This window comes from Paenibacillus sp. strain BS8-2, from assembly GCF_054483835.1.
Genome location: NZ_CM137010.1, coordinates 1796579 through 1808838 on the forward strand (window position 1 = coordinate 1796579; position 12260 = coordinate 1808838).

A 12260-nucleotide genomic window follows, 5' to 3' on the forward strand; every position below is an offset into this window, starting at 1 on the left:
GAATCTAGACAACGAGCGTATATCTATTTCTTTCGTATTCACTATACCCATAGCATAGCATAAAAATTACGAAATACAATATAACGTTATAATGTTTAAGTCGGTTGAAAAAATATTTTCACATTGAGGCTTACATTAAGGTACTACAAAAGTTAGAACTGCCAGCACCTCTCCGTTTTCGTTACGCTTGTTAACAATAAGAGCGATAAGGGGAGGCAGATCGTTATGGCAGAATCGAATAACACGAAGGCAAGGAGAACTTGGGTGCTTTGGTTGCCAATTGCTACGGCATATGCAGCTTCTAAAGTAGCCGCGGCGGGGTGCGTATTTTTGGCGCTGCCGCTTCTCGCCTTGAATGTTGATCTTTATCAGATGTCTGAGATGGCCGATATGTTATGGCTGGGTGGAGCCCTGCAAGGTTATGCTATTCTCTATTCCGCAGTTGTCGACATCGTCTTGATAAAGGTGAATGATAAAGTCGTCAGACGGTCGATTGCCGTATTGCTCCATATCCTTGGCGGCTACGCTCCGTTTTTGTTCATCTTGCATGGATCAGATTTAGTGGTAAGTGTAATCGCCGGATGCATAGGCGCAGCATGTTCGGTCGCGTTTCTAGTGATTGACGGTTTATTCCGCCGGCTGCGATGGCCATATAGCTTAGTAGTGGCACTGTTGCTGGTGGCAGGATCTATCTATATCGTAGTAGCCGATTTTTGATCCCATGTTAGCCGTTGGGAGAAGCGCTCGAGGTATGCTATTATCTAGGTGATTAGGTTTACTTCTGCACGTGTAACGTGCTCATACGAGGAGGAATGACGGGTGACCAACAGTCTTAGTAAAGCGCCAATTGTCCGCGCAGAGATGCTCATACGCAGGTCGGTTGATGAAGTGTTTCAAGCCTTTGTAGATCCGGCGATAACGACCAAATTCTGGTTTACCAAAGGGAGCGGCAAGCTCGAGACCGGCGGAGAGGTTCGGTGGGAGTGGGAGATGTACGGTGCCGGAGCGGATATCCGCGTAATCGAAGTCGTGGAGAACAGCAAGGTCGTGATTGACTGGGGCACGCGCGTTGAATGGACGTTTGTACCACGCGGAGAAGGCGAGACGTTTGTGACCATTCTCAATGATGGCTTCGAAGGGGACGCGGATGAGCTGCTGGAGCAAGCCATGGATGCGACACAAGGCTTCACCTTCGTCCTCGCAGGCCTCAAGGCGTACTTGGAGTACGGCGTGCAGCTTAACCTTGTTGCCGATAAGGCGCCGGATGCACACGTAAGTACATCATTTTAATATGTTTGATCTTCATATGAACAAAAGGCCGCCCTCGGCCTGTGCGGCCGAGATAGCAACCTTTGCAGCTTGTTCATGCACAGTGACTCTGGGCTTAAGCGGGCAACCAGCACGCTTGTGAATATAATTGCTCATCTGCCTTCCTATTGAAGGATGCTCTCTCTACTGCTTTGCTATTACTCTCCGATAACGCGGAAGTCGATGTTGTTCGGCGGAGGGAAGGACGCTCTCGCTTCCTCCAGATGCTGATCGGAGAACGATTCGCCGCGATCCTTCGCCAGCTTCCTGGCGTGGTAACCATACCACAAATCGATAATGAGCAACTCGCCTTCGCGGATGACCGCGAACTCCTGCAGGAACAGGCGGTTAATAAACGCCTCCTTATCCAGCTCCAGCGCCGCTGAGCCGACAATGATCTGAATACGGTCTGCGGCCTTTTGTTTCTCCGGAAGGAGAGTATAGAAGGCCCAGGCCTCTTCGTATTGCTTGTCCTCAATCAGCAGGCGAATATATTCTTCGGACAAAGCCTGATCTGGAAGGGTAGGCGCCAGCGCCAGCGCGCTCTGCCAATAGTGTAACGCTTCGCTGGGGTTGCCTCCGATGCGCATCGCTTCGGCCAAATTACGGTACGCCCAGACAGAGGGCTGCAGTTCGAGCGAGGTCTTCCAGGCGGCGAGCGCTTCGTCCTCGCGTCCTCTCTCGTACAACATCACGCCTAGATGCAGGTAGGCGTTCCAGCTTCGATTCGCTGTGGTTGCAAGGCTGCTTGACAGCAACTCCAGCCATTCATCCTGTACCATCCAGGCCTGCGGAAGCTGTCCGGGTTCACGCTCAGGCATCTTGCCTTCTTCCAGCAGCGTTAGCCAGTCTTCCGTCTCCTCGTTATCTCCATTCTGCGCAAGCAACGGGAAGGCGAACCCTTGTGGAATTCCGCGCTGATCGAGCCTGGTTCTGCGCCGCAGCTCCAGTGCGCCCCAGTTTGAGCCTTGGAACAATATCTCTTCCGGTACTTTGGCACTCTCATCCGTCAGCTTCTCATGCAGCAACAGCAACATCTCTGCCGACAGGCGGCTATCCACTTGACCTTGCGCATAACGATTTGCTTCCTGCCATTCCGGACCGATCGCGCGCGAGGCATCCACATCGGTCATGCCGAAGGCCTGCGTAAATGTCCACTCGCTTCCCGCCGGCATGTCGAGCCCATGGAGCTGAGTCGGGGCAAAGCCGCCTTGAATTTCCAGATAGTTGCCTTCACCCGGCTCGGAAAGGAAGTCGCACCAGCGCCGTCCACCGGGATGATTGCCCCAGCAGAACATTTTGCGATAGCGGAGCAGGGAGGTGGAGCGTTCATAGAACATACTTCCGTCCTCATATGCGACTGCTTCCCACGGCGATACATCATCATCCGGCGTCTGGAAAAAATATTCGTTCGAGAAAGGGAAGTTCATCGGATAGGAAACGTCAGCCTCAGACACGGTTGGCAGCACGGGCAGCTTGCCGCGGCCAAACCCCTTGATCGAATGATCGATATAAATAACTTCGTCCGTTCCGGAGAAGACCCGAGCCTGCGGTGTTTCCTTCGCTGCAATGTTCGTCCACCAGTACATCGGTACCGACTCTGAGTTGTCGTTGACAATTCGGACGTGCAGGAGCAGCTCGTTAGAGCCTGGCGGCAAGTGGAAGTCCAGATGCCAGAATACATTCTTGCATCGTTCATAGTCGTACATCCGAAGGAATGCATTTCCATCCGCGTCGGTTAATTTTGCGGCATGAATAGGGGAGCAGGTGCCGAATGTATGGCCGAGCTGACCGATGTTCCATTCGATTCCGCCGGAGAACCACGCGTTGAGAATCGCTAGATTGCCTGGCCGAAGCACGGGATTGGTATATAGAATATCCCGTTCCTGTACTTTGTCGTACAAGGCATATAGTCTCCCTCCGTATTGAGGGAGAAACGTCGCGCGAAGCTTATCATTCTCGAGCACGATTGTTTCCAGTTCGAGCGGCGCGAGCTGGCGGGAATAACGATCCTGCACGCGATAAGGCAAATAACGTTCGCCGGTTTGGTAGCCGAGCTTATCGCGGTGCTCCGGCAATAGCGTGCCGTTGTCCGGTACTTTCCGGTGCCAGTTGCGATTCCGGAACATGGGAAGCGGATTGAAACCTTCTAGCGTGGCTCCGTTGATTCGAAGAGTGGATGGATAAAGAGCCATTACGAGTCATCTCCTTCTATCTTTAATGGATGGTTTTCAAGCATTTTCTTTCGGTATTCGGACGGACTTAAGCCGATCATCTTCTTGAACAACCGGTTGAAGTAGAACGGGTCGTCTATGCCTACGGATACTGCGACTTCCTTTACGCGCGAGTCGCGTTGCTTCAACAGCTCGATGGCTCGGTTGATTTTGAGCTCGTTCATATATTGGAAGATGCTCTTGCCGGTATCCTGCTTGAAGATGCGGCAGAGATAGCTCTCCGTTACATTTACGCTCGTTGCGAGCATATCCAGTGTGATTTTGTCCTCCAGCCGCTTCTGCAGAATGTCGATGACCTGCAGCACTTCCCGGCGGCAGCTATGACGCTTAACTTCCTTCAATAAGGATTCTGCATGATGAAGCGCCTCGTCGACTGACGCCTTCAGCTGCCCGGCCGACCCGGCGTTCATCATACGCTGCTTGAGCGAAGTCATGGATGGGTGGGTAATCATGAACTCGCTGGACGTACCGTTCAGCTTCATCCATTTGGCCACAACATGCTCAAGGTCGGTGAACAAAATAATAAATACGTTCTTGACGAGTTCGGGCTTGCATCTCGCTGCTGTCATCTCGATCAGCATGGCATCAAGCAGAGAAGCCAGCTTCTCTGCGTTTTCTTCTTCGAATGAGTGTTTGGCATCGGCTGACCACTGTGGAAAGCGAAGACCTGTCAACACGTCGTCGAACACGACGGCAGCAGCAAACAACACTGTTCCCGGACTGGAATAAAAGGTTGCTTCTGCACCGTGTCTGCAGCTTCGATACTGCTCGCGAAGCTGGGCCAGTCCGTCGAACCTTCCGCTAATCGTGACATTGACGTCGAGGTTCAGATAGGTGCGTATGAGCTTCACAATATTGGAAGCGAGCTGCATGCATTCCGGTTCGTCATCGATCCAGCGAGTGCCGTGCAGCAGCGCTGCATAATGTCCTTCGCCGAGATCGATCAGTTCAATGTCGGTTTGACTGGATACGATTTCTTTAATGATGTTCATGACGGAGAAGTGAAGGAGCTTCTTATTCTTAAGCTTGCCAGTGGCAAGTGTCTGCTTATATTGAACGATGGTCACGTAGAGCAGGTGACCATTCAGTTGATCAAGCACAATGGAGCAACGCTCCGCATCGCGAACGGCATACCGCAGCTGCGCGTCGTCCTCCTGTAAGAGCTCCTTCCAAGCCGCATTTCGTTTCTCGAGCTGCGTCTCAATCAGCTCGTGGTGAATGCGTAGACGGTGTTCCTTGTCTTCCCAGTCCCGCGACAATTGCTCACCAGCATTGCGAAGCGCTTGAAGCAGATCGTCCGGCCGAAGGGTAACCTTCAGCAGGTAGTCGACGGCGCCGATTTTCATCGCTTCTCGAACGAGTTCGTAATCTCCGTGATTACTGAGCACGAGTGTTTTGCCTGCATAACCTCGTTGCGAAAGCTCGCGAAGCAGCTCGATGCCGTTCATATTGGGCATCTTCAGATCGGTAATGATGATATCCGTTGAGGATTCTTCGATAAGCTTAAGTGCCTGGACACCGTCGGAGGCCGTTCCGGCAACCTCAAAGCCGTTCTCCTCCCACCGAATCATCGTGCGCATAGCTACTCGCACGGCTCGTTCATCGTCCACAATGATGACCCGAAGCATCTTCAAGAATTCCCCCTCTGGATGGACTCCCGTATGAATTCGACAAGATGGATACTTATCCTTTTACGGCTCCAATTGTAATCCCGGATACAATTTTGTTGGAGACGAAGATGTATATCACGAACGTCGGCAAGAACACGATCATAGCTGCTGCAAATATGCCGGAGTAGTTGCCGATGTTGGAGAAGCCGTACACGATGGATTGAAGTGCTAGCGCCAGGGTATGCGTCTTCGGATCGTTGGCGAAGATCAACGCATAGATATAATCGTTCCAGATCCCCATGAAGTTGAAGATGGATATGGTCACGAGTCCAGGTTGCGCAACGGGCAACATAATCTTAATAAAAGATTTGATCGGTCCGCAGCCATCGATCGCAGCGGATTCCTCCAATTCCTTCGGAATAGAGGAGAAGAAACCCGTGAGCAAGAAGACGCTGAAAGGCACATGCGTACAAATGTAGATCAGGATGAGCGTCAGAATCGAGCCGGTCAGCTTCAGCTGTACAAACAATGTGAATAACGGAATCGTAATGAGCAAAGCCGGTATAGACATAGCGGAGAGGAACATCGTCTCCAGCAATCTGCGACCGAAGAACGTGACCCTGCCCAGAATGTATGCGGCTGGCGCGCTGACTACGAGAATGCCGAGGCATGCGGTAACCGTATACGTGACACTGTTAAGGAAGTAGCGCCCCATCTGCATATCCGTGAATAACACACTATAGTTGGAGAAGTGCAAGCCACTACCGAACAACGAGTTGGTGAAGATGCCTCGTGTCGTGCTAAGCGAGGCCAGTATGGCGTAGCCAAACAGAATAATCGAGAATAGCAGCCAGAGGTATAGTGGAACGTATCGTATTTTATTGGCCATGTCACAATCCTCCGGTTAGTATTCGAGGCGCTCTTGGCGCCGGAACAACATATTGATTATGGTCGAGATAACGAGTATGGACACCGTAATAATGACGCCGACAGTCGCGCCCGCTCCGACATTGAATTCATCCTCCGTAAAGACGCCCCTCGCGGAGCCGAACACTTTGAGGTACATATAGAAGCCAGGGGTCATGGTCTCAGGGTTCTCTTGTCCGAAGGTCGCCGACCAGACGAAGAAGTTGATCGCTGACGTTGTCCAGAGCACTAGCGTCATGCGGAATACTTCTTGCAGGAGCGGCAGTGTAATTTTGAAAAATTTCGTGAATGGTCCCGCGCCCTCTAACACTGCAGCCTCGTAGTAATCATGTGGAATTCGCTCCATGCCTGCGTTCAGCAACAACATGAAGTAGCCGATGGAGCCGAAGCAATACGCGATTAACATAGAAGTGAACAGATAATCGTTGCTCGTCCATTGAATATCTGCTAGGAAATCAAGGCCAATAGACCGGAAGAACGTCGTCAGAAAGCCGTAGCTGGAGTTGAAAATATAATGGAGCCAAACAACCGCCATGACTACGGGCGTTATGGTGTTGGGCAAATAAATAAGCGATCGCCAGAAGCTTTTTCCCTTAACGCCAGAGGTTAGAATAGCTGCGAATAGGAACGCGAAGATCATGACGATTATGCCGCCAAAGAACCAAATCTTGAATACGTTCCATGCCGAGCCCATGAAATACGAATTGTGAAGCAGCTTCCAGTAGTTCTCGAAGCCGATAAAGGACCAGTCGCTTATTCGACTTGCAATATTCGGAATGTCAAAGAAGCTCAGGAGAAAGGCGCGAAGAGTTGGATACAAAAAGATACACAAATAGATTGCGATAGCCGGCAGCAAGAATAATGTAATGGTGGATTTGTTCATACGCATGTCGTTTACCTCCCGGTGTCGTACGAGAATACGGCTTGTAACGGCCATGTGCAGCAATCCGCGAGAATTGCTGCACAGGATGGCCGCGTCTGATTCTTAGCCCGCGCTATAGAATTTTTTTGCTTCTGCAATCATCTTGGACACATATTCTTCAGCGCTCATCTTGCCTGTAATCAGCTCCATGAATATCGGAAAGACAGTACTCTTGGAGAAGTCGGGGTTGCTCGAAATACCAGAACCAAATGGTGCGTTGACTTCCGCACGTTCAAGGGCAGAACTCGCTTCCGCCAGCGCTGCAGGCCATTCGGTGTTGATCGTAGCCGGGATCGCTTGCGCTTGCTGGGACATACCTAGCTGTGATTTGGTGCTAACCAAATATCTAATCAGTTCTACCGCGGCCTCTTTATTCTTGCTGTTCTTGTTCACCATGAGACCATTGGTGCCGTACGTCAACTCGGTGAGTCCGCCCTTGCCGTTGCCGTTAGGCACAACAGGGAACTGGAATGATCCCCACCGGAAGTCCGGACCTGTAGTGGAGGCCACTTCGTTCGGCAGCCATGTGCCGTTCAGGTAAGTGGCTGCTTGACCGAGAGCGAGATCTTGTTGAGCGGCCGGATATTTGCTGCCCGCGATCTTCTTGGAGAAGTACCCCTTCTCCCTCATCGTGATCATGTCATTGGCGAACTGCAGGACGATCGGTTCCTTCCACATCTCGCCTGTCTTGTCATTCACGAGCTGAGATACCCATTCGCTGCCCATTGCGCTGCTGAGGTAGCCGCCGATGAACAGACTGCGGTAAGCGTCGTCGAACGTGATCGGCTCGACACCGGATTGCTTGATAAGCTCGTTCGCAGCAATAAATTCCTCCCAGGTCGCAGGAGCGGAGGTGATGCCGGCTTTCTCGAACACAGCCTTGTTATAGAAGAACAGGACGGCGAACGGCTGCTGAGGCACGGCATAATAGCCTTCCTCAAGTCCGGCTTTATTGGACAACGTCTTGGTCAGACTCATAAGACTCGGGATAATGGACTGCTCAATGGTCTTGCCTTCCATGTCGAGAGCAGGCTGGTTTAAGTATTCGTCCAGCTTCGCCAAATGATCTTTTAAGCTGTTGAAATAATTAGCAGGGTCCCCTTCGAACAGATCGATATTCTCTCCGCCATCCAGCGCAGGTTTGATCAGGTTCTTGATATCGCGTCCGACAAATTTGATGTTGACATTTACGTCTGGATGCGCGGCTTCAAATTCCTTGACTGCGCCTTGGATAACCTTGGCTTGCGCTTCTTGGTCGCTCCATGTGGACCAGAACACGACGTCTCCTGATAGATTGGAGCTTGAGGCGGATTCCGTCGGAGCGGAACTCGGATCTTGGGAATCGGGCGATGCAGATGAGTTGTTCGGGTCGTTAGTGCTGTTGGAACACCCGAACAAGACTAGCGATGCGGCGAGCGTAAGTGTTGCGGCTTTGGCTATTTTCATGAAAGACCCTCCTCTTTTTTGTAAGTATAGCGCTCATCTCTTGGACCGGTACATGTACGATCTTGGACAGTACCTAAACGATTTTGTACAGTTTGTCATGCATTAGTGTGCTGACAAAGGAAAAGACGCCAACTATTTTGGCGTCTTTCGTAATTATTATGGAACTTTAATGGACCTCTTGCAGCAATGCTCGATGCCGGGCAAACGTGTTCTCCACATGTTCGATCCACTGATCGATTGTCATATCACCCTTTATAACGGTATTGACTGACTCAAACACTTCATCGGTAATATTCATCGGCGCAGGCGGGGTTGTCTGCCATACGAACAAGAACGGCTTCACACCGCGATTGAATACCGTTACAGCATTATAAACGGATGCCGGCAATATGTCCTTGGCCAGCTCAGCGCCGTTCTTGATCGCGATGACGCCTGTTGATTTCTCAGCATTTAACCGAACAATATCGTCGCGGTACTGGTACTTGATGAACTCCTTCGCGAGCTCCGGATTCTTCGCCTTCTTCGGAATGAACATAGCCTCGAAGCTGATACGGGCGAATTGCGGATCGTTTGGAGCAAAAGTCAGTACTGGCAGAAACCCGAATTCGAAACCAGGAGCGCGTTCGACTTCCTTCATTTCGCCTTCGAACCAGCTGCCATTCGGAATGAATAACGCCTTATTCTGAAGAAATTCGGTTTGCGCCTGCGTATGGTTAAGCACTACCGTGCCAGGCATGAGAGCGTTCTCATCCGCAAGACGTTGGATTTGCTTCAATACCTTGCGTACGCCTTCTGTTTCGAAGGAGCCCTTCTCATACCGCATAATGGCTTCAAGCTGTTCCGTGCCCCCTGTAGCTGACGCAAGCGAATTCCACAGGATAATAGCCACATAACTGGGATAGATGCCAGGGTACGTCAATAAGGAGATTCCCTCCTGCTTGGCGACTTCGCCTAGAGCCCAAAACTCGTCCCACGTGCGGGGCGGCATCCAGCCTTTTTCCTTAAAGAGCGTTTTGTTGTACCATAGACCTTCTGTCGTTACGTAGTTGGGAGCCATGTAGATTTTCTGATCGCCGTAGGGCTTGGCATACTCTAGTATACCGTCCATCATGATATCTTTAAGGGGCACGTCCTTGCCAAGCGCAGGACTATCGAACAGCTCTGTCAAATCCATGAATGTTTGGCTGCCGATCATGGTTTGCACCGTATTGGTCACATCTGCTACCGGCGCATACAGGAAATCGGGAGGATTGCCAGATAAGGTCATCGGTTTGATAATATCCATAATTTTGGGATTGGCGACTAGCGTCACGTTCACGCCTGGATAATCGGCTTCGAACCGTTGCACGACCTCTTCCCAATAACTCTTGCCGTAACCACCTTCAAATACAGCGACGGTCAGCTCCTTTTTTGCAAAGCCGCTGGAGGCGTTCTTGACCGGTTGAGGTGTCGACTGAGGCGTTTGGGTCAGACTGCATCCGGTCAATCCTGTCAGAGCAAGAGCGCATAACATCCCAACCGATAATATTTGATTGCGAAACATTTGGGCAACCTCCCTGATCAGCTGGGTTTGTCGTTTTTCCTACTATAATGCCGCTCTAGTCATAAAAGCAATGATAGATTCGTCCTAGGAAAGGCGTTTTGAAACTTTGTCTTGCCATAGGAAAGGTAAGTGTGCGACATTTTGGAGATGCAAACGATACATAATGGGAGATAGAGGGTGCGCAGAGATGAGAGGGGTGTCCGTGCTGTACGGTCTGCTGAGAAGCACAAGGATCAAGTCGAGACTGATTTTCGCTCTGTTGCTTCTGACTACGGTGCCGATTATGATGTCAGGCTTGTATTCTTACTTGAAGACTAGCGATGCGATCGAATCCAAGATCAGTACATATTCGGCGGAGATTATGAAACAATTGCTCAAGAATGAGCAATTGGAGAATAAGAAGTACATCGGGCTGAATGATTCCATCATGTTGAATGCACAGGTGCAAAGGTATGTGATGAATTACAACAGTATGGACGAGCTGTCAAAACGGGAGATGAATGTGTATATCAATACGCTGCTGAGCGACCGCCTTGAGCAGCTTCAGAATATTAGGAATGTGCGAATGTTATCCGCGGAAGGCAACGTCATTTATGATATGGGATACAACTCGATTAACGATGCCGAATTTAGCCGGCTGACCAAAGTTATCGATGACGCGGACGGGGGCAATATTTGGTCGTATCTGACAACGGAGCAAGGAGAGCCATGTCTGGTCATCGCTCGCCAAATGGTCTCCCTGTACGATTGGAGCAAAACGATCGGCTACATCGTAATCAGTATAAGTGAACCCTTGTATTCTCAACAGTTGTACGCTGACGTCAATATGGGGGAGGGTACAGATCTCTTCATCGTGAACAGTGAAGGCACGGTCATCTCCAGCCGCAATCCCGGAATCGCCTTGCATCGCCCGTTTGCCGACGAAGGTCTGATGCCACTGATTCGGAAGCATGAAGCGATCGGCGAAACCGCGTTTCAAGAAACAATCGGCGGGGAGAAACGTCTCGTGTCTTATGGCTACGATATCAATTCAGACTGGTATTTGGTCAGTTTGATATCCGACGATTACCTTAATCACGAGACGAAGAGCATTAGCCGAAACATCTTTCTGCTGAGCGGTATTCTTATGATTGTGTCGCTGACACTGGCGCTGCTTATCTCGAATTCCATCTACCGTCCGCTTATGGTGTTAGAGGAGCAGACCTCGCGCATTATTCGAGGGAACTTGAATACTTCCATCAACGATCCTAGCAAGGATGAAATTGGACACCTTTCGGAGAGGTTTAATGAAATGGTAGGTACAATCAACGGGCTCCTCGAGCAGACCAAGCTGGAGCAGCAGCAGAAACGGGAGATCGAGCTGCAGATGCTGCAGGCGCAGATCAATCCCCACTTCCTGTTTAACACGCTTAATTCGTTGAAATGGACAGCGCAGCTCAGTCAAGCGGAGAGCGTCAGCATTGGCTTGAGCGCGCTGGCGGAGCTGCTGCGGAACACGATCGTTGACAAGAAGGAATATGTAACGATCAAAGAAGAATTACGCAACATTGACAATTATGTCGAGATTCAGAAGATTAGGTACGGCTCTACCTTCGACGTCACCGTGGAACTAGAGGCTGGCGTGGAAACGTGCCTGACACCGAAGTTCATCCTCCAGCCAATTGTGGAGAATGCGATCATCCATGCTCAGGATGGCATTGAGCATAGCTTGCTGATTGTAATTCGCTGCAAGCTGGAGGGGGAGAAGCTCCGAATGACCGTCTCGGATAACGGCAAAGGCATGGAACGGCAAACCGTCGATCGTCTGCTGGACGGAAAATCCTCGTCGCCGGAGGGACGGCTGTCCAACATTGGCATATCCAATGTGGATGAGCGGCTCCGCTACAGCTTCGGCAACGAATTCGGACTGCGGATTGATAGTACGGTCGGCAAGGGGACCACTGTGACGCTCGAGATGCCGAAGATGTATACGGCTACGGAAATGGACGTTTAGATCAATCATTAAATCGTTAAGTTGACAGCCTGTTTCGACTGCCTATAGGCCGCGGGTTATGGCTGCGTATCTCAGCGTAGGACAGATGAAGCATTCTCTCCGCAAAGTGAAGAAAACTTCGCTTAATACGTTTGATCTCGACATTATGTGATCAAGAAAAAAGGAATGGACCTATAGACCTCGGCTCGATGTTTCTCGGCGCACGGTATGGCAAAGTATGACTAAGGGATACCGAGTGAGTACCCGGGACAGGAAGCGAACGAATCAAGGCGGACAA

Annotated in this window: 9 protein-coding genes; 3 read left to right on the forward strand and 6 right to left on the reverse strand. The window is 50.7% G+C overall.

From position 1 onward, the window contains the following. Positions 1-225: 225 nt before the first annotated feature. Positions 226-717 (forward strand): hypothetical protein, encoded by a 492-nt coding sequence (locus tag ACX1C1_RS07915; RefSeq protein ID WP_458956561.1) that lies wholly within the window; start codon positions 226-228, stop codon positions 715-717. Positions 718-861: 144 nt separating this feature from the next. Further along, complete coding sequence (locus tag ACX1C1_RS07920; protein ID WP_458957626.1) at positions 862-1290, forward strand: SRPBCC family protein; 429 nt, start codon at positions 862-864, stop codon at positions 1288-1290. Positions 1291-1466: 176 nt separating this feature from the next. Here ACX1C1_RS07920 and ACX1C1_RS07925 read toward each other — a convergent pair whose 3' ends face one another. The 6 genes from ACX1C1_RS07925 to ACX1C1_RS07950 form a co-directional block, all read right to left on the reverse strand. Then, positions 1467-3503, reverse strand: a complete 2037-nt coding sequence (locus ACX1C1_RS07925; RefSeq protein ID WP_458956562.1) for a DUF5107 domain-containing protein — start codon at positions 3501-3503, stop codon at positions 1467-1469. Beyond that, positions 3503-5170, reverse strand: coding sequence for a response regulator transcription factor (locus ACX1C1_RS07930; RefSeq protein WP_458957627.1), 1668 nt, complete (start codon positions 5168-5170; stop codon positions 3503-3505). The genes ACX1C1_RS07925 and ACX1C1_RS07930 overlap by 1 nt, the downstream gene beginning before the upstream one ends. A 55-nt stretch (positions 5171-5225) precedes the next feature. Further along, positions 5226-6041 carry a carbohydrate ABC transporter permease gene (locus tag ACX1C1_RS07935; protein WP_458956563.1) on the reverse strand — a complete coding sequence of 272 codons (816 nt, stop codon included), beginning with the start codon at positions 6039-6041 and terminating at the stop codon, positions 5226-5228. 15 nt (positions 6042-6056) lie between these two features. Then, on the reverse strand, positions 6057-6968 hold the full coding sequence (locus ACX1C1_RS07940) for a carbohydrate ABC transporter permease (protein ID WP_458956564.1): 912 nt from the start codon (positions 6966-6968) through the stop codon (positions 6057-6059). A 96-nt stretch (positions 6969-7064) separates the two neighbouring features. Continuing rightward, entirely contained in the window at positions 7065-8447 is a 1383-nt protein-coding gene (locus ACX1C1_RS07945) for an ABC transporter substrate-binding protein (RefSeq protein WP_458956565.1), read from the reverse strand. A 166-nt stretch (positions 8448-8613) separates the two neighbouring features. After that, positions 8614-9990 (reverse strand): carbohydrate ABC transporter substrate-binding protein, encoded by a 1377-nt coding sequence (locus tag ACX1C1_RS07950; RefSeq protein WP_458956566.1) that lies wholly within the window; start codon positions 9988-9990, stop codon positions 8614-8616. A gap of 187 nt (positions 9991-10177) precedes the next feature. On the opposite strand from ACX1C1_RS07950, the gene ACX1C1_RS07955 reads away from it, so the two are divergent. After that, positions 10178-11983 (forward strand): cache domain-containing sensor histidine kinase, encoded by a 1806-nt coding sequence (locus tag ACX1C1_RS07955; protein WP_458956567.1) that lies wholly within the window; start codon positions 10178-10180, stop codon positions 11981-11983. Positions 11984-12260 lie beyond the last annotated feature (277 nt).

What these genes read in the sequence shown, in the direction of transcription:
- ACX1C1_RS07940 (WP_458956564.1), bottom strand. Translation starts at nt 6,968, where the DNA reads ATGCGTATGAACAAATCCACCATTACATTATTCTTGCTGCCGGCTATC.
- ACX1C1_RS07955 (WP_458956567.1), top strand. Translation starts at nt 10,178, where the DNA reads ATGAGAGGGGTGTCCGTGCTGTACGGTCTGCTGAGAAGCACAAGGATC.
- ACX1C1_RS07925 (WP_458956562.1), bottom strand. Translation starts at nt 3,503, where the DNA reads ATGGCTCTTTATCCATCCACTCTTCGAATCAACGGAGCCACGCTAGAA.
- ACX1C1_RS07915 (WP_458956561.1), top strand. Translation starts at nt 226, where the DNA reads ATGGCAGAATCGAATAACACGAAGGCAAGGAGAACTTGGGTGCTTTGG.
- ACX1C1_RS07945 (WP_458956565.1), bottom strand. Translation starts at nt 8,447, where the DNA reads ATGAAAATAGCCAAAGCCGCAACACTTACGCTCGCCGCATCGCTAGTC.
- ACX1C1_RS07950 (WP_458956566.1), bottom strand. Translation starts at nt 9,990, where the DNA reads ATGTTTCGCAATCAAATATTATCGGTTGGGATGTTATGCGCTCTTGCT.
- ACX1C1_RS07935 (WP_458956563.1), bottom strand. Translation starts at nt 6,041, where the DNA reads ATGGCCAATAAAATACGATACGTTCCACTATACCTCTGGCTGCTATTC.
- ACX1C1_RS07930 (WP_458957627.1), bottom strand. Translation starts at nt 5,170, where the DNA reads ATGCTTCGGGTCATCATTGTGGACGATGAACGAGCCGTGCGAGTAGCT.
- ACX1C1_RS07920 (WP_458957626.1), top strand. Translation starts at nt 862, where the DNA reads ATGCTCATACGCAGGTCGGTTGATGAAGTGTTTCAAGCCTTTGTAGAT.